The sequence below is a fragment of the Streptomyces litmocidini genome (assembly GCF_014649755.1).
GTDB lineage: Bacteria > Actinomycetota > Actinomycetes > Streptomycetales > Streptomycetaceae > Streptomyces > Streptomyces litmocidini.
The window spans coordinates 139,718-156,551 of the sequence record NZ_BMTQ01000007.1 but is presented as its reverse complement, the minus strand read 5'-3'; the positions used below and the strand labels follow the sequence as shown (position 1 = coordinate 156,551).

The 16,834-nt window shown below is 74.3% G+C and carries 14 protein-coding genes and 1 pseudogene; 6 read left to right on the top strand and 9 right to left on the bottom strand.

Annotation, left to right across the window (positions count from 1 at the left end; all coding sequences use genetic code 11):
- Positions 1–9 precede the first annotated feature (9 nt).
- Positions 10–2,640 (bottom strand): FHA domain-containing protein, encoded by a 2,631-nt coding sequence (locus tag IE180_RS17610; protein ID WP_190157828.1) that lies wholly within the window; start codon positions 2,638–2,640, stop codon positions 10–12.
- Between the two features lie 111 nt (positions 2,641–2,751).
- Here IE180_RS17610 and IE180_RS17605 point away from each other — a divergent pair, with 111 nt between their 5' ends.
- The gene (locus tag IE180_RS17605; RefSeq protein ID WP_190157827.1) at positions 2,752–3,420 is read left to right on the top strand and encodes a TetR/AcrR family transcriptional regulator; all 669 of its coding nucleotides are present in this window, start codon (positions 2,752–2,754) and stop codon (positions 3,418–3,420) included.
- On the opposite strand, the gene IE180_RS17600 is transcribed toward IE180_RS17605, so the two are convergent.
- A complete protein-coding gene (locus IE180_RS17600; RefSeq protein WP_190157826.1) occupies positions 3,384–4,190 on the bottom strand; it encodes a class II aldolase/adducin family protein in 807 nt (268 codons plus the stop codon). The two genes, IE180_RS17605 and IE180_RS17600, sit on opposite strands and share 37 nt — an antisense overlap.
- A gap of 193 nt (positions 4,191–4,383) precedes the next feature.
- A pseudogene (locus IE180_RS37510) lies at positions 4,384–5,191 on the bottom strand (DUF3626 domain-containing protein).
- Between the two features lie 141 nt (positions 5,192–5,332).
- On the opposite strand from IE180_RS37510, the gene IE180_RS17590 reads away from it, so the two are divergent.
- Complete coding sequence (locus IE180_RS17590; protein ID WP_190157825.1) at positions 5,333–6,025, top strand: ThuA domain-containing protein; 693 nt, start codon at positions 5,333–5,335, stop codon at positions 6,023–6,025.
- Positions 6,026–6,163: 138 nt separating this feature from the next.
- Here IE180_RS17590 and IE180_RS17585 read toward each other — a convergent pair whose 3' ends face one another.
- Positions 6,164–6,652 carry a VOC family protein gene (locus IE180_RS17585; RefSeq protein WP_190157824.1) on the bottom strand — a complete coding sequence of 163 codons (489 nt, stop codon included), beginning with the start codon at positions 6,650–6,652 and terminating at the stop codon, positions 6,164–6,166.
- A gap of 229 nt (positions 6,653–6,881) precedes the next feature.
- Between IE180_RS17585 and IE180_RS17580 the strand changes: the two genes are divergently transcribed.
- Entirely contained in the window at positions 6,882–8,279 is a 1,398-nt protein-coding gene (locus IE180_RS17580; protein WP_190157823.1) for an NADP-dependent succinic semialdehyde dehydrogenase, read from the top strand.
- A gap of 39 nt (positions 8,280–8,318) precedes the next feature.
- Here the strand turns inward: IE180_RS17580 and IE180_RS17575 are convergent, their stop codons facing one another.
- On the bottom strand, positions 8,319–9,347 hold the full coding sequence (locus tag IE180_RS17575) for a PHP domain-containing protein (RefSeq protein ID WP_190157822.1): 1,029 nt from the start codon (positions 9,345–9,347) through the stop codon (positions 8,319–8,321).
- Positions 9,348–9,357: 10 nt separating this feature from the next.
- Positions 9,358–11,442, bottom strand: a complete 2,085-nt coding sequence (locus IE180_RS17570; protein ID WP_190157821.1) for a SpoIIE family protein phosphatase — start codon at positions 11,440–11,442, stop codon at positions 9,358–9,360.
- Positions 11,443–12,109: 667 nt separating this feature from the next.
- On the opposite strand from IE180_RS17570, the gene IE180_RS36450 reads away from it, so the two are divergent.
- The 3 genes from IE180_RS36450 to IE180_RS17555 all read left to right on the top strand — a co-directional run bounded on the left by IE180_RS36450 (position 12,110) and on the right by IE180_RS17555 (position 14,636).
- Positions 12,110–12,700, top strand: a complete 591-nt coding sequence (locus tag IE180_RS36450) for a hypothetical protein (protein WP_229860545.1) — start codon at positions 12,110–12,112, stop codon at positions 12,698–12,700.
- A 351-nt stretch (positions 12,701–13,051) separates the two neighbouring features.
- Positions 13,052–13,255 carry a hypothetical protein gene (locus tag IE180_RS17560; protein ID WP_030692259.1) on the top strand — a complete coding sequence of 68 codons (204 nt, stop codon included), beginning with the start codon at positions 13,052–13,054 and terminating at the stop codon, positions 13,253–13,255.
- A gap of 202 nt (positions 13,256–13,457) precedes the next feature.
- A complete protein-coding gene (locus tag IE180_RS17555) occupies positions 13,458–14,636 on the top strand; it encodes an acyl-CoA dehydrogenase family protein (protein WP_190157820.1) in 1,179 nt (392 codons plus the stop codon).
- A 237-nt stretch (positions 14,637–14,873) separates the two neighbouring features.
- Here the strand turns inward: IE180_RS17555 and ppnP are convergent, their stop codons facing one another.
- The 3 genes from ppnP to IE180_RS17540 all read right to left on the bottom strand — a co-directional run bounded on the left by ppnP (position 14,874) and on the right by IE180_RS17540 (position 16,817).
- Positions 14,874–15,155: a pyrimidine/purine nucleoside phosphorylase gene (gene ppnP, locus IE180_RS17550; protein ID WP_190157819.1), complete on the bottom strand. Its 282-nt coding sequence runs from the start codon at positions 15,153–15,155 to the stop codon at positions 14,874–14,876.
- 148 nt (positions 15,156–15,303) lie between these two features.
- Complete coding sequence (locus tag IE180_RS17545) at positions 15,304–15,870, bottom strand: YciI family protein (protein ID WP_190157818.1); 567 nt, start codon at positions 15,868–15,870, stop codon at positions 15,304–15,306.
- Between the two features lie 56 nt (positions 15,871–15,926).
- On the bottom strand, positions 15,927–16,817 hold the full coding sequence (locus IE180_RS17540; protein ID WP_190157817.1) for a potassium channel family protein: 891 nt from the start codon (positions 16,815–16,817) through the stop codon (positions 15,927–15,929).
- Between the last annotated feature and the right edge of the window lie 17 nt (positions 16,818–16,834).

Below are 16,834 nucleotides of genomic sequence, written 5' to 3'. Positions count from 1 at the left end.
CTCACGGGCCTACCTCCGCATCACGACCGGCTCGTGGCGGCGCAGCAGCCGCGCCACGAGCAGGCCGAGGACGAGACAGAGCACCACCAGGACGCCCATGTCGAACAGCCAGGCCTCCGCCGTGTGCCGCATCAGCGGATCGGCGGTCTTCTCGCTCGGTGCGATCTTCCCGATGTCGATCGTCGCGCCCATCGCCGCGAACGCCCACCGCGAGGGCACGAGCCAGGCCAGCTGCTCCAGGACGGGCGTGCCGCGCACCTTCAGGAGCGCCCCGCAGAACACCACCTGCACGATCGCGAGGAGGACGAGCAGCGGCATCGTCACCTCCTCCTTGCGGACCAGCGCCGAGACCAGCAGGCCGAGCATCATCGCCGTGAAGGAGAGCAGCGCGACGGCGAGGGTGATCTCCACCAGGGGCGGCATCAGGACGCCCTTGCCGCCGGGCACGTTCAGCGGTACGCCGATCAGCGCCACCAGCGTCAGGACCACCGCCTGCACGACCGTGATCAGCCCGAGGACCACCACCTTCGAGGCGAGATAGGCGGAACGGGAGAGGCCGACGGCTCTCTCGCGCCGGTAGATCGAGCGCTCCTTGACCAGCTCCCGCACGGCGTTCGCGGCGCCCGTGAGGACGCCGCCCACGCAGAGGATGAGCAGCACGTTCAGCGTCGACTCGGGGTTGAGGCTGCCCTCGGACAGCGCCCGGGCCATGGCGCCCATCACGAACGGCAGCGCGATCATGATGGCGAGGAAGGTCCGGTCGGCGGAGAGCGCCGCCGCGTACCGGCGCACGAGCGTCCGCAGCTGGGAGCCCCAGCTCTGCGCCTTCGGCGGAGGGGCGGGTTCCCCGGCCCCGGCCCCGCCCGCGGAGGCGCCGGGCACGGGGACGTCGGGACCGGCCGTCGTGTCCGCGATGTACCGGCGATGGAAGCGGGAGGCCCGGTACTGTCCTGCCCAGTCGCGGTCCCGGTCGTTCTCGAAGGCCTCGAAGGCCTCCGGCCACTGCTCGAAGCCGAAGAAGCCGAGCGCGTCCCCGGGCGGCCCGTAGTAGGCGATCCGGCCGCCCGGCGCGAGCACGAGCAGCCGGTCGCACCCGTCGAGGCTGAGCACGCTGTGCGTGACCACGACGACCGTGCGCCCGTCGTCCGCGAGCCCGCGCAGCATGTGCATCACGGAGCGGTCCATGCCCGGATCGAGCCCGGAGGTCGGCTCGTCCAGGAAGAGCAGGGAGGGCTTGGTGAGCAGTTCGAGGGCGACGCTCACCCGCTTGCGCTGGCCGCCGGAGAGGCTGTGGATCGGCTGGTCGGCGCGCTCCACGAGCCCGAGTTCCCGGATCACCTCGTCGACCCGGGCCTGCCGTTCGGCCGCCACCGTGTCCTCGGGGAAGCGCAGTTCGGCGGCGTACCCGAGGGCCCGCCGGACGGTGAGCTGGAGGTGCAGGATGTCGTCCTGCGGGACGAGCCCGATGCGCTGGCGCAGTTCGGCGTAGTCCCGGTAGAGGTCACGGCCGTCGTAGAGCACCGTGCCCCGGTCGGCCGGGCGCTGACCGGTGAGCGCGTTCAGGAGCGTCGACTTCCCGGCCCCGGACGGGCCGACGACCGCGAGCAGGCACTTCTCGCCCACCGGGAACGACACCTCGTCGAGGAGCGTGCGGCGTCCGTGGTCGACGGTCACCGCGAGCGACCGGACGTCGAGCGAGACCTCGCCGGTGTCGGTGAACTCGACGAGCTGTCCGCCGATCAGGCAGAACGCGGACCGGCCGATGCCGACGATGTCCTCCGTCGTCACGCGGGCGTCCACGACGGGGGCGCCGTTCAGGAAGGTGCCGTTGTGACTGCCGAGGTCGTGGATCCAGTAGGTGCCGTCGGGGTGGGCACGGAGTTCGGCGTGCCGCCGGGACACGACCAGGTCGGCGACGACCACGTCGTTGTCGGGGGCGCGCCCGATCCGGACGGTGCGGGCCGGCAGCGGCCGCACGGACGTCGGCTGCCGGAAGGTGCCGGTCATGGCGGGACGCGAGACGGAGGGCGGCCGGAGGACCTCGGACCCCGGTACGGGGTCGGGGGCGGGAGCGGGGTCGGACGGGGCCTCGGGCCGGTGCTCCGGCGGAGCCTCCGGCGGCGGCGCGGCTTCCCGCACGCCCTCCGGCCGGGGCGGTGACCCGGCCGGCCGCACGTCTTCCGGTGCGGGCTCCGGCGGGGCCTCCCATGCGGGCTCCGGCTGGGCCTCCCATGCGGGCTCCGGCGGGGTCTCCCGTACGGGCTCCGGCGGGGGAGGGGGCGCCGGTGCGGCGCGAGGCCCCGCCGGCCGGGCCGGGGCGCCGGTCGAGAGGACCGCGCGCGGTCCGTCGGCCGGATGCCCGAACCGCACGACCGTCCCGGGACCGACCGGCCGTTCCCGGGCGACCCGCAGGCCGTCCGCGAACGTGCCGTTCGTACTGCCCTCGTCCGCCAGGGTCCAGTGGCCGTCCACGGCGCTGAGCACCGCGTGGTGCCAGGACGCCCGGGCGTCCGCGAGCACGATGTCGCTGGTGGGGTCGCGCCCGATGCGATAGACGCGACTCGGGTTCATGAGCGTCGCGTCCCCGTCCATCTCGAGGATCAGATCAGGTGCCGCGGGCACGAAGGGCCGCTCTGCCATGCGTGAATTTTATCCGCCGACGCTGATCGCCGCCCGGGAAGGAGACGCCGGTAAGGTGGGCGTCCGCCGCGCGAGCGGCCTCAGGGCCTGTCTGACGAGGAGGACGCACCCGTGCCGAAAGGCGTCACCAGGAGGCGGCCCCGCACCCGCGCGGCGCTCCTGAAGGCAGCACTGGAGACCTTCGCCGAGCACGGCTTCCACGCGACGACGATCGAGCAGATCTGCGAGCGCGCCGGTTACACGCGGGGCGCGTACTACTCGAACTTCGCGAGCAAGGAAGAGCTCTTCCTCGCCCTCTTCGACGAGCACAGCGAGCGGACCGTACGGCGCCTCGCCGAGTCCATCGACGCGCTGGCGCCCGAGGAGTACACCCTGCCCCGGCTCGCGGAGCTCGCCGCCCGCGTCGAACCGGACGAGCGGGAGTGGTACCTCGTCACCACCGAGTTCACCCTGCACGCCATCCGCGACCCGCAGGCCGCCTGGGTGCTCGCGCGCCACGACGAGCGGCTGCGGGCCGAGATCGCCCGCGGCCTCACCCTCGTGCTGCGCCGCGCCGGACGCGAACTGACCGTGAGCGCCGACCGGTTCGCCCGGCTCCTCATCGCCCTGCGCGAGGGCGGTCTCGCGCAGAGCTACGTGGAGCCGGCCGAGCTGCTGCCCGGCACCCTGGAGCGGCAGTTCCTCGTCCCCCTCCTGGAGGCGACGACGCGTGAGGTCCCCGGCCCCTCCGACCGGCCCGGGAGTCAGTCGAAGAGGTCGGGGTCGGACGCGGTGATCTGATCCCACAGGGGGCGCGCCTGGAACCACCCGGCCAGGTGCCCGCCGATCTGCCCCCGGGTGAGGAGGGCCGTCTCGCGGTCGATGAGCTGCGGGGTGCCCGCCGCCATCGCGAGGAGCTGCGCCTGGCAGGAGCGCTCCATGGTGACGAACCACCACACGGCCTCGGCGACGGAGTGGCCGACGGTGAGCAGCCCGTGGTTCTTGAGGATGACCGCCTTGTGGTCGCCGAGGGCCTTGGCGACCCGTTCGCCCTCCTCGGTCTCGTTCACGACGCCCCGGTAGTCGTCGTAGATCCCGTGGTCCTCGAAGAACGCGCAGGCGTCCTGGGTGATCGGGTCGAGCGGGACGCCGAGGCTGGAGAAGGCCTTGCCGTGCAGGGAGTGCGAGTGCGCGGCGGCGATCGCGTCGGGGCGGGCGGCGTGGACCCGGGAGTGGATGACGAACGCGGCCCGGTTCACGGGCCGGCGCCCTTCGAGGACGTTCCCCTCGTGGTCGACCAGGATCAGGTCCGAGGCCTTGATCTGGGTGAAGCTCATGCCGAAGGGGTTGACCCAGAAGGCATCCGGGTCGCCCGGATCGCGGACGGTGATGTGCCCGGCGACGCCCTCGGAGAAGCCGAACCTCCCGAAGATCCGGAACCCGGCGGCGAGCTGTTCCTTGCGGTACGCGCGCTCCTCCTCGACGGAGTCGAAGGTGGGCGGCAGCGGGACGACGGCCCCCTCGGGCAGGGGCCCGACGGCGGCGGCGATCGCGGGCGGCACGGTGCTCATGGCGGCTCCTCGGTGAGCGGGGCGCGTGGGTGACGCGTGAGTGGTGCACGGCGCGCCAAAAGATACAGAGGTGTATCCGATACGCCAATGCATCGGGAGCCGGTGTGGCGCACGGCTCAGCCGACGGCCGGGCCGGACGCGGGACCGGCGCCCGGCCCGGGGCGTCGCCGCACCGTCCCGGGCGGGGCGCCGCTCAGCTCGTCGGGGCGCCGAAACGGGCCAGGTGGTGCCAGACCTCCTTCACGCCCTGCGGGTCGTACCGCCCTGGCGCCGCCGCCTCCTGCACGATCCGCGGGTCCAGCAGGCCGTCGACGGCGATCCGGGCCGCCGGTTCCACGTACCCGGGCCCCCGGAAGCCGGGGTGCCGCCGCAGTTCGTCGACGGAGACGCGGAAACCCCCGTGCCACTCCACCCGGCACGGCAGCCGCCGCGCCGCCTCCTCCACCTCCGTACCCCGGTGGCTCGGGTCCAGAACCAGCGCCTCCACGTCCCGCCCGATCACGACCGGCCCGTGCACCTGGGCCTCGATGTGGTCGTCGAGCGGATCTTCTCGTCGGCCCCGGCGAGGGCGATCAGCCGCATCCGGGGCGCGACGCCGAAGTCGCCGGGCTCCAGGAAGCTGTCGGGGTGGCAGAAGCTCGCGCGCTCCACGGAGGCCGCCGTGAGCCGCAGATGGGCGGAGCCGAAGCGGGGCGCGGCGCCGAAGGGGCGGTGGCGGAGGTCGGGCGCGCCGTGGACCGGGCGCGTCTCCGCCGGGGCGGCGTCGTACGCGCCGCCGAAGATGCGGCTCTCCCCGTGCCGGTGGTCCCCGCCGGGGCGGGCGGGGAGGCCGCCGGTGCCGGTGCCGGTGACGAACTGGGAGCGGTGGACCCCTCGTCCGCGAGCCGGTGCGGGAAGTGCGGAGGGAAGTCGAGGGTGACCCGCGGGTCCGGATCGAGCGGATCGCCGGTGGAGCGGCCGGCGACGTGGGCGAGGGCCGTCGGCCATGATCGTGAAGGGATGTCATCGGGGCGGTGGGCGGGAACGGGAGGGGTTGCGGCCCGCGGTTTCGGGTGGCTACGGTCACGGAGGGGGGGAAAGCGCTTTCCCTCCTCGCTTTCGGAGCCGTTCCTCCTCCCGCCGCCCTTCCTGGAGCCCTTCGCGTGACCACTGCCGACGTCCTCGTCCACACCCGCACGGCCGGGTACCGCCACGACTCGATCCCCGCCGGAGCCGCCGCTCTCGTCGAGCTGGCGGCGGACCTCGGCCGGACGGCCGAGGTCACCGAGGACCCGGCGGTCTTCACGCCGGAGCGCCTGGAGGGGTGCGCCGTCGTCGTCCTCCTCTCCACGACGGGGAACGTCCTGACGCCCGGGGGGCGTGCCGCCTTCGAGGCGTACCTCCGGAACGGCGGCTCCCTCCTCGCCGTCCACGCCGCCGCCAACGCCGAACCCGACTGGCCCTTCTACGGCGAACTGCTCGGCACCCGTTTCGACGGGCACCCGGAGATCCAGCCGGGCACGGTGCTCGTCGACGACCGGGAACACCCGGCGACCGCCCCGCTTCCGGAACGCTGGGAGCGGACGGACGAGTGGTACAACTTCACCTCGGACCCCCGGACCTCCGGGCAGCCCGTACGGGTCCTGGCCCGGGCCGACGAGACCACCTACCGGGGCGGCACCCACGGTGCCGACCACCCGCTGGTCTGGTGCCGGGAGATCGACCGGGGCCGCGTCTTCTTCACCGCCCTGGGGCACGCGTCCGAAACCTACGGCGACCCCGCCTTCCGGGCCCACCTCAGGGGGGCCCTGACCTGGCTGACGGCCGGTCCCGCTCCGGCGGCCCCCTCGCGGTGAGGTCCGACCGCCGTGCGGCGGACGCCGAGGGGGCCCGCTCCCCCGGGCGCCCGGCCGGGGGAGCGGGCCCGCCGGTCCCGGGCGGCGTCGGGAGGGCGGCGCGAGGCGTCGTGCTCCGCCCGCGGGTCTTCGCGGCGCCTACGGGGCGAATCCGCCCCTGGGCTCGATGATCTCCAGGTTGGTGCCGTCGGGGTCGTTGAAATACGCGACCCTGGTGCCGAGGGCCGCGTCCGGGGTGACCTCGCCCGCGAGAAACGTGTAGTCGTCGCCGAGGAAGTCGTAACCGGCCTCCTTCATGCGCTTGTACACGGCGTCGAAGTCGTCGACCGCGAAGCAGAGGTGCATGGATCCCGGGCGGTTCGCCGCCCCGTTCGTCCGCCAGCCCACCGGATCCTGGAACTCGATCAGGTCGATGCCGAGGCCGTCGATGTTGATCGTGGCGTACCGCAGGTGCGCGTCGGGCAACCCCTGCGACGTGCCGAGGCGCACGCTGTGCATGGTCCCCTGCGCGACGGGCGGCCGCCCCGTCAGGGCCTGGTAGAAATCGATCGCCACGTCCAGGTCCGAGACCGAGATCCCGACGTGCGCGCCCCGGGTGAGCCCGATCGGAGTGCTGGAAACAGCCATGACGAATGCCTCTCGTTCGTGAGCTCCGTGTGGATGCTTCTGTGCCCATCCTCCCGAATAGTCCGTATCGCGCATCCTTGGGACCGGTCCAGCTCCGGCCGATCGGGCGGGGGGTCACCCCGCCGCCCCGCCCCTGTTGCGCCGACGGCCGGGGAGGGGAAGGTTCGGGGAGGGGGGGAGTTCGGGGAGGGAAAGGTTACGGACGGGGGCCGAGGGCAGGAGGCACGTCATGGGCATCGCCACCGTGAACCCCGCGACGGGTGAGACGCTGCGCACCTACGAGGCCCACGGGCCCGAGGAGGTCGAGCGGCGCATCGCCGCCGCGCACGAGGCGTACCGCCAGTACCGCACGACCTCCTTCGCCGAGCGCTCCCGGCTCATGCGCGCCGCCGCGACCCTCCTCGACGAGGACACCGAGGACATCGCCCGCACCATGACCACCGAGATGGGCAAGCCGATCGTCGCCGCCCGCGCGGAGGCCGCCAAGTGCGCGAAGGCCATGCGCTGGTACGCCAAGAAGGCGGAGGAACTGCTCGCCGACGAGCACCCGGCCGAGAGCGACGTCCAGGACTCGGGCGCCGACATGGCCCGGGTCCACTACCGGCCCCTCGGCCCGATCCTCGCCGTCATGCCGTGGAACTTCCCGCTCTGGCAGGTGATCCGCTTCGCCGCGCCCGCGCTCATGGCGGGCAACACCGGCCTGCTCAAACACGCCTCCAACGTGCCGAGGACCGCGCTCTACCTGGGCGACCTCTTCCGGCGCGCCGGATATCCGGACGGCTGCTTCCAGACCCTCCTCATCGGCTCCCGCGAGGTCGAGGGCGTCCTCCGGGACCCCCGGGTGGTGGCCGCCACCCTCACCGGCAGCGAGCCGGCCGGCCGGTCCGTCGCCGCCGTCGCGGGCGGCGAGGTGAAGAAGACCGTCCTGGAGCTCGGCGGCAGCGACCCGTACATCGTCATGCCCTCCGCCGACATCGTCGGAGCCGTGAAGACCGCCGTCACCGCGCGCGTGCAGAACAACGGACAGTCCTGCATCGCCGCCAAACGGTTCATCGTCCACCACGACGTGTACGACGACTTCTCGGAGCGCTTCACCGCCGCCATGAACGCCCTCACCGTCGGCGACCCCCTCGACGAGTCCACCGACGTCGGCCCCCTCGCCACCGAGCAGGGCCGGGCCGACCTGGAGGCGCTCGTCGACGACGCCGTCGAGCGGGGCGCCACCGTCCTCTGCGGCGGACAGCGCCCGGAGGAGCCCGCGCTCCGGAACGGCTGGTACTACCGGCCCACCGTCCTCACCGGCATCACGCCGGAGATGCGGATCCACCACGAGGAGGCCTTCGGCCCGGTCGCCACCGTCTACCCGGTCCATGACGTCGAGGAGGCGGTGGCCGTCGCCAACGACTCCCCGTTCGGCCTCAGTTCCAACGTCTGGACGCGCTCCCAGGAGGACATCGCGTTCTTCGTCCGCGACCTGGAGGCGGGCGGCGTCTTCGTCAACGGCATGACGGCCTCGCACCCCGCGCTCCCCTTCGGCGGGATCAAGCGCTCGGGGTACGGCCGGGAGCTCTCCGGCCACGGCATCCGCGAGTTCTGCAACGCGACCACGGTCTGGCAGCGCGCCTGACGCCCGGCGGAGCCGGCCTCCTCCGGCTCCGCCGGCGCCTCAGCCCCGCGCCCACTCCAGCAGCCGCTCCGCCGGCCAGGTGTTGATCACCCGCTCCGGCGGGACCCCGCACTCCTCGGCCCGTGCGCAACCCAGGATCTGCCACTCCAGCTGACCGGGCGCGTGGGCGTCCGTGTCGACGGCGAAGCACGTGCCCGCCGCGACCGCCGTCCGCAACAGCCGGCGCGGCGGATCGAGGCGCTCCGGGCGGCTGTTGATCTCCACGGCCGTCCCCGACTCGGCGCAGGCGGCGAAGACGCGCTCCGCGTCGAACCCGGACTCGGGCCGCAGCCGCCCGCCCGCCACCAGGCGTCCCGTGCAGTGCCCGAGCACGTCCACCAGCGGGTCGCGCACGGCCCGTTCGAGGCGGCGGGTCATCGACCGGGCGTCCATCCGGAGCTTCGAGTGGACCGAGCCGACGACCAGGTCGAGGCGGTCGAGCAGCTCCGGCTCCTGGTCGAGCGAGCCGTCGTCCAGGATGTCGCACTCGATCCCGGTGAGGAGCCGGAACGGCGCCCACTCCTCGTTGAGCCGCGCCACCACGTCCAGTTGGCGCCGCAGGCGCTCGGGGGACAGGCCCCGCGCCACCGTCAGACGCGGCGAGTGGTCGGTGAGGACCGCCCACTCGTGCCCGATCGCCGCCGCCGTCCGCCCCATGGCCTCGATGCCGGCGCCGCCGTCGGACCAGTCCGAATGCAGATGGCAGTCACCGCGCAGGGCCGCCCGCAGCGCCCCGCCCGCGCGACCGTCCCCCTCCGTCGGTCCCGGGGCGGCCTCCGACTCCTCCTCCAGGTGCGCCAGATACTCCGGAACCCGGCCCTCCAGGGCCTCGCGCACCACCGCCGCCGTCTTCGGCCCGATGCCCTTCAACGACTCCAGGGCGCCCGCCGCCGACAGCCGGGCCGCCTCGCCCTCCGGCAGGGCCGCGACGACCGCGGCGGCGGTCCGGAAGGCGCGCGCCCGGTAGCCCGGCGCCCCGGCGCGTTCCAGCAGGAACGCGATGCGGTCCAGCGCGGCGACGGGGTCCACGGCGGCCTCCTCACCCACCGCCGGGGGCGGCGTCGACCGTCACCTGCGCGGGCCCGATCTCGCACCACACGGCCTTGCCCTCGCCGCGCGGCTCCACGCCCCACCGGGAGGCCAGCGCGTCGATCAGGAGCATCCCCCGGCCCGAGGTCGCGGCCTCGCCGGGGGTGCGCCGCCGGGGCCAGGCGCTCGACCGGTCCTGCACCGAGAGCCGCACCCGCCGCACCGGCTCGGGCAGCACCTCCAGCGTCAGCACCGCTCCGCCCTCGGTGTGCAGCAGCACGTTCACGAGCAGCTCACCCGTCAACAGCTCCGCGTCGTCGACGAGTTCCGGCATGCCCCAGTCGCGGAGCGCCTGCCCGACGGCCGCCCGCGCGTCCGAGAGCCCCTGCGGATCGGCCTGGTGGATGTACTGGTGGATGCGCGGCGCCCGGGGCGTGCCCGGGTCCGGACTGCGCCGCAGCACCAGGAGCGCCACGTCGTCGCCCGAACCCCACCGCTCCCAGAGGCGTTCGGAGAGGTGGTCGGCGAGCGCCTCCGCCTGCGGCGGACCGCTGGCGATCGCGCCCGAGAGCGCGGCGAGACCGGACTCGATGTCCGAGCCGGGCTGCTCGACGAGCCCGTCCGTGCAGAGCACCAGCGTCTCGCCGGGCACCAGGTCGAGCCGCGTCTCCGGGAACTCCTCGTCGCCGAACACGGTCGCGAGGCCCAGCGGGAGCCCACCCCGCAGCTTCGGCTGCCCGACCCGGCCGTCGGTGTGCCGGATCAACGGATCGAGATGCCCGGCCCGTACGGCGCGCAGGGCGCCGCTCGCCAGGTCCACCTGCGCGTACGTGCAGGTCGCGAAGCGGTTGGTGTCCAGCTCGGCGAGGAACCGGGAGGCCCGGGCCAGGACGGTCGACGGGGCGTGCCCCTCACCGGCGTACGCGCGCAGGGCGATCCGCAGCTGCCCCATGATGGCGGCGGCGTGCGTGTCGTGGCCCTGGACGTCGCCGACGACGACCCCGACCCGGCCGCGCGGCAGCGGGATCACGTCGTACCAGTCGCCGCCGACCTGCCGTCCGCTCCACGCCGCGTGGTAGCGGACGGCGATCTCGCCGCCGGTGAACTGCGGGATCCGACGCGGCAGCATCGTCGCCTGGAGTCCGGTGGCCAACTCCCGCTCCTCGTCGAAGAGGATCGCCCGCTGGAGCGACTGGGCGACGATCGCCGCGAGGCCGAGGGCGAGGTTGCGCTCGTCGGCGTTGAAGGAGGTGCGGCCCCGGTAGAACAGGGCCATGCCGCCGAGCGAACGCGCCTGCGCCACCAGCGGGAGGTAGCAGGCGGCCCGGAACTCCAGGTGCGGCAGGTAGGGGGCGAGTTCGGGGAAGTCCCGCCCCAGCGAGGGGAACGAGGAGACGAACCGGGGCCGTCCGCTCAGCACCGCCTCGGCCAGCGGCAGTTTCCGGTCGAGGCGACGGCTGCGGAAGTCGTCGAGGACGTCGAGGGACTCGCCGCTGAGCGCGATGAGGTTGAGCGAGCCGTTCTCGACGAGACCGAGGGCGAGACCGTCCGCGCCGAGCCGGGCGAGGCCGCCCGGCCCGGTCAGGGCGGCGGTCACGTCGTCCACGGTCACCGCGCGCGACAGCGCGTTCGTCGTCCGCTCGACGATGTTCGTCTGGACCTCGCGCCGCTTCTCCAGCTCCTGCACGAAGGCGAAGTGCGCGACCTCGGCGGTCGTGTCCCGCACGATGCCGACGATCCGCCGGGCCCGGCCGTCGGGCGAGCGCAGGATCCGCGCCTGCACGTGCGTCCAGTGGGGTGACCCCTCGGCCTGCGGGATGGGGAAGTGCGCCGTGTACGAGACCGCGCCGCTCCGTACGGCCTGCCGTACGACGTCCTCCAGTTTGACCTGCTCGTCGGGCGCCAGGCGCGTCACGATCGACGACGGCCGTCCGTCGAAGGCGTCCGGGGCCACGCCGAAGATCAGCAGCCCGGACTCGTCGACATCGATGGTGCCCGTGTCGAGATCCCAGTCGAAGCTGCCGGTCCGGTTCATGGCGAGCCACTCGGCGGGCCCGATCTCGCCACTGCGCGTACGCCGGTCGTCATCGGTCATCCTCCCCATTGTCGAACCCGCACCCCGCGGACGCCATGGCGGCGACACGGCGTGGCGCGAGTTCGCCGCGACGAACCGGGCCGGGCGGGGCGGGCTGGAGCGAGGGGGCGAGCGGACCGGGCCGCAGGCCGGGGAGGGAGGAGGCCGGGCCGGTCGAGAGGGCGAGGGGGTCCCTCCCGTCCGCGCCGGAACGGGCCGGTGCAGCCGCCGTCCTGCCGCGTCCTCGGTCCGTCCCGGGCCTTCCGCGCCGACGACAGGACGGAGGCGGTCCTCGGCGGCGCCGGGCTCCGGGCACTCCTCACCGCGCTCGCCGCGGCCGGAGGGCGCACGGTGGGCCCCGGCGCGCTGATCGACCAGGTGTGGGCCGACGCCGACCCGACCGACGACCAGGACCGCACGGCGGCGCTCCAGGCCCTCGTCGGCCGCCTGCGCCGCGCCCTCGGCCGCGAGGCCGTCGCCTCCGCCCCGGCGGCCACCGGCCGGCCGCCGACCCCGACGCCGTCGACCCGCACCGCTTCGAACGGCTCGCCGCCGAAGGCGCCGCCGCGCTCGCCGCCGGCCACGCCGAACGGGTGGCCACGCTCCTCGACGAGGCCTTCGACTCGGCACCGACCCGGGACCGGAGCCGCGCTCCCTGCACGCCGAACTCCTCACGGGCGGTGGACCCGTGCCGCCCCCGCCACCCGCTCCGTCCGGCGCCCTTCCCGCCCGCCTGACCCCGTTCATCGGCCGGACCGACGAACTGGACTCGCTCGCCGCCCGGGACGGGCGGCGGCTCGTCACCCTCACCGGGCCGGGCGGCGTGGGCAAGACGCGGCTCGCCCCGGAGACGGCCGGGACGTACGAGGGTCCCGTCCACCTCGCCGAACTCGCCTCCGTACGCGGGGAGTCCACGGTCGCCGTCGGCGTCCTCACCGCGCTCGGGGCCCACGAGGCCCAGCTCCGGCACACCCCGGCCGTTCCCCCGACCGACCCGAAGGGCCGGTTCGCTGCCCTCGTCGAGCACTGCGCCGGGCGCCGGATGCCGCTGGTCCTCGACAACCGCGAACACGCCGGTGCCGACACGGGCGGCGGCTTCCGCCCCTTCACCGCGCGGACCGAGGCCGCGATCCGGGTCCGCGCCGGGGCGGTGCTCCGCGCGGCCCTGCCCCCGGAGGCGTACGCACGCGGCCACGAGGAGGGCACCGGCCTCTCCCCCGGGGCGGCCGCCCCGGTCCGGGAGGGGGAGGACCCCGGCCGGGGGCCCGGCACGCGGTGACGCGGCCCGCACGGACCGCGCCGTCCCGAGCGGCCCGTGAGGGCGGAGCCGTCGAGGCTCGGGGCGCCCCGGGTGACACGGCGCGTGCGCGGGGTCACCCGGGTGGACGGCGGTCACCCGCAGGCGGTGCGGGGGCAGGGGCGGCGGCTGGGGCACGGTCGGCCCCTCGGACGGGGGCCCGCCTTCGCCGGGGCCGTCGACGCCCCGTCGACGCCCCGTCGACACGGGGTGACCGCCCCGGGGCGGCACGAGGGACACGGACGGCACGGGCGGCCCGAGAGCGGTCCCGGATGCGCGGACGGGGACCGGACACGAGAATGGCGAGTGCCGGACGAACACGTAGGAGGCGGCATGAACGCTGAGCCCGACAAGACGTTCCTGGGGGAGCGTCCGACGCCCGACAAGCAGCTGCACGCCGGCCCGGAGGGCGGCGAGTTCACGGCCGAGGACCTGGTCCTCGCCTCCGGCCGTGACGTGAATCCGAAGACCCTCGCCTGGGCGGAACGCCGCATGGCGGAGAAGGGGCGCGCCTCCATGGAGGAGCTCCTGCCATAGGACCCGGCCGGCCTTCGGGCCGGTTTCTCGCCCTTCCCCTCCCGCGGGCCCCGGATCGGTCGCACCGAGCCGGGGCCCCGGCCGTCCCGGGGCTTCCGCATTTATGGAACACGTTCTACCGTGTCCGCCGTCGCGCGTCGCACCGCACGGGGACGCGGCGGATGCCGCGGCACACCGCCGGACGCCGCCACGGGAGGACGCCATGCACCTCGAGTACACGCCCGCGCAGAACGGCCTGCGCGCCGAACTGCGGGCGTACTTCGCCGAACTGGTCCCGGACGACGTCCACACCCGCCACGCCGACCCGGCGGCCCAGAAGCGCTTCTACCGCGAGACCGTGCGGCGCCTCGGCTCCGAAGGCTGGCTCGGGGTGGGCTGGCCCACCGAGTACGGCGGGCGCGGCCTGACCCCCATGGAACAGTTCATCTTCTTCGACGAGGCCGCGCAGGCCGGCGTGCCGCTGCCGCTGATGGCGCTGAACACCGTCGGCCCGACGATCATGCGCTACGGCACGGACGAGCAGAAGGCGTACTTCCTGCCCCGCATCCTCTCCGGCGAGATCGACTTCGCCATCGGTTACAGCGAGCCCGACGCGGGCACCGACCTGGCCGCCCTGAAGACCCGCGCGGTGCGGGAGGGCGACGCGTACGTCGTCAACGGCCAGAAGATCTGGACGACGAACGGCGACACCGCCGACTGGGTCTGGCTCGCCGTCCGCACGGACCCCGAAGCCCCGCCGCACAAGGGCATCACCATGCTCCTCGTGCCGACGAGCGACCCCGGCTACTCCTGCACGATCATCAACACCCTCGCCTCGCACGACACCACCGCGAGCCACTACGACGACGTCCGCGTCCCGGTCTCCCACCGCGTCGGCGAGGAGAACAAGGGCTGGCGGCTCATCACCAACCAGCTCAACCACGAGCGCGTCACCCTCGCCGCCCACGGCACCACGGCGATCCGCGCCCTCCACGACGTCCGGCGCTGGGCCGCCGACACCCCGCTCTCCGACGGCCGCCGCGTCATCGACCTGCCCTGGGTCCGCCGCACCCTGGCCCGCACCCACGCCCGCCTCGACGCGATGAAGCTCCTCAACTGGCAGATGGTGAACGCCGTCCAGCACGGCACCCTCACCCCCCAGGACGCCTCCGCCGTCAAGGTCTACGGCTCCGAGGCCCGCCGCGACGCCTACGCCGCCCTCATGGAGGTCGTCGGCGCCGTCGGCGCCCTCAAGGAGGGCTCGGCGGGCGCCGTCCTCCACGGGGAACTCGAACGCGGCTACCGCTCCGCCGTCATCTTCACCTTCGGCGGCGGCAACAACGAGATCCAGCGCGAGATCATCTCCTGGATCGGCCTGGGCATGCCCCGCGTCCGCCGCTAGACCCCTCGTCCGGCGCCGCGCCCGTCCTCGGAGACCGACGGGGAGGGAGCGCACACGAATCGTCCCGACGCCGTCCGGCCGGGAGCGGACGACCGCCCTCGCGGACACCGGCTTCCGGTGCTGGGGGGAGCCCGGGAGCCCGGGAGCCCGGGAGCCCGGGAGCCCGGGGGCCCGGGCCTTCGGCCGGCTCGCTGTTCCGACCCGTCGGGCGGGCCGTCGCTCAGCGGTGCTCGCGGCTCAGCGGTATGCGCAGAGGTAGGCGGTCTCCACCGCGACCGTCAGCCGGAACCTGCTGTCCCCGGGGACCTCGAAGCGGTCCCCGGCGGCGAAGGTGCTCCACGCGTCGGCGCCGGGCAGCCTGACCGTCAGGGCGCCGCTGACCACGTGCACGGTCTCCGGAGCGCCGGTGCCGAACTCGTACTCGCCCGGGGCCATGACGCCGATGGTCGCCGGGCCCTCCTCCTGCGTGAAGGCGATCGACTTCACCGAGCCGTCGAAGTACTCGTTGACCGTGAACACGGGGCGTCCTCGTGGGAGATCGGGCGTGACGGGCGGCCGGTTCCTCGCGTACCGGCCACGGGCAGGGAAACCCTGACGGCGCGGAGGCGTTCCACCGGCCGCCCGGCCGCCGGTTCTCACATGCTGGATGAAGCGGTCCGGCGGGCGGTCAGGTCGTCGGGCGCCCGCCGAAGGACCAGTCGTGGACCTCGATGTCGGCGTAGCGCTCGGGGGTCCGCAGGACGGCCGCGGCCGTCGCCCCGTCCGGGGCGCGGACCAGGGCCGCCGTGCCCACCCAGGTGGTGCCGTCGTCGGCCAGCAGGGGACCGTAGGCGATCAGGTCGTCCCGCTCCGCCGGACCGGGCGGAGGGGTGAGGTCGACGGGCTCGCCCTCCCCGAGGCCCAGGACCAGGTAGCGGTTGCCGCCCTCGCGTCCTCCGGGGAACTCCCACATCGTCCGTCCCAGCGTGTTGTGCCATCGCCGCAACAGGACGTCCCGGTACACCCCGGCCTGGTAGTTGGGCTCGTCGAAGGCGAACGCCCGGGCCGCGGCGGCGTCGGGCAGGTCGACGACGTGCACGCTCCCGGTGCACCGTTCGCCCGTCGCGTCGAAGGTCGGCCCGCGCGCGATGAGCCGCTCCGCGAAGCCGTCCATGTACGCCCAGTGCGCTTCGAGGAGGGCCTGCCGCAGGGGCATGGACCCGGACCGGTCGCGGTGGTAGCAGAGGTATTCCATGGGGCACAGGATGTGGCGCCCGGGACGATCGTGTCGAGGGGGAATGCGGTTTCTCCTCACGGCCCGTCGCCCCCGCCGTCCCGGGAGCGTCCGTGGTCCGCCGCGTACGCCCTGAACACCTCGTCGGAAGGCCCGCCGGTGCGCAGGAAGCGCTCGTCGAGGACGGTGGCCAGGTCGTCGAGCGCCGTGCGCAGGACCGACGCGGAGAGCCGGACGTCCGGATGGCGGGCCCGCTCGGCCCGGTCCGCCAGGCGGACGGCGTGACCGAGGCGGCCGGCCAGGGAGATGTTCTCCTCCCCGTCGTAGAAGTAGTACGACTCGGCGTACTGCAGGAAGTCGACGGTGACGGTCGAGAGCGCCGAGGCGAGGCCGTCCAGGAGCGCGGCGCCCCCGGCGGAGTCGAGGGCCTGGGTGGTGAGGCGGTTGCGGCCCAGGTGGGACAGCCGCAGCGCGAGCGCCCTGCGGCGGGCGAGGGCCGGGTAGATGCCGAGGACCCAGGCGACGGTCGCCGACAGCAGGGCGAAGCCCACCAGGGCCTCCAGCGGGGCGAGGATCCGCAGCCATTCCGAGGTCGGCGCGATGTCACCGAGCCCGAGGGTGGCCAGGGTGACGAGCGAGACGTACAGCGCGTCGACGGGACCCGCGTGCTCGGCGGGCGCGAGCCCCGGGGCGTACGAGAAGTCGTCCGGCATGGAGGGCCAGTAGACGAGCCCCCAGCCGGCGGAGACGATGAACGCCCAGACGGCGACGACCACCATCATGCCCACCGGCCCCGCCAGACCGACCGGCCGCCACCGCTCCCGGTGATGGGCCGAGAGCCGCCAGACGCCCCGCATCACCAGTCGGCTCAGGCCGCCGTGCCGGGTGGGGTGCCAGATCGTGTGGAAGACGTCCCGCAGGGCGAACAGGATCAGCGCCGCCCCCGCGAGGACCGACAACCACGTCATCCCGGCACCGTCCGTCC

Excerpts from the sequence above, each read along its gene's own strand:
- IE180_RS17610 (WP_190157828.1), bottom strand. The coding sequence starts at position 2,640 with ATGGCAGAGCGGCCCTTCGTGCCCGCGGCACCTGATCTGATCCTCGAG.
- IE180_RS17600 (WP_190157826.1), bottom strand. The coding sequence starts at position 4,190 with ATGAGCACCGTGCCGCCCGCGATCGCCGCCGCCGTCGGGCCCCTGCCC.
- IE180_RS17570 (WP_190157821.1), bottom strand. The coding sequence starts at position 11,442 with ATGACCGATGACGACCGGCGTACGCGCAGTGGCGAGATCGGGCCCGCC.
- IE180_RS17580 (WP_190157823.1), top strand. The coding sequence starts at position 6,882 with ATGGGCATCGCCACCGTGAACCCCGCGACGGGTGAGACGCTGCGCACC.
- IE180_RS17560 (WP_030692259.1), top strand. The coding sequence starts at position 13,052 with ATGAACGCTGAGCCCGACAAGACGTTCCTGGGGGAGCGTCCGACGCCC.
- IE180_RS17585 (WP_190157824.1), bottom strand. The coding sequence starts at position 6,652 with ATGGCTGTTTCCAGCACTCCGATCGGGCTCACCCGGGGCGCGCACGTC.
- IE180_RS17540 (WP_190157817.1), bottom strand. The coding sequence starts at position 16,817 with ATGACGTGGTTGTCGGTCCTCGCGGGGGCGGCGCTGATCCTGTTCGCC.
- IE180_RS17555 (WP_190157820.1), top strand. The coding sequence starts at position 13,458 with ATGCACCTCGAGTACACGCCCGCGCAGAACGGCCTGCGCGCCGAACTG.
- IE180_RS17545 (WP_190157818.1), bottom strand. The coding sequence starts at position 15,870 with ATGGAATACCTCTGCTACCACCGCGACCGGTCCGGGTCCATGCCCCTG.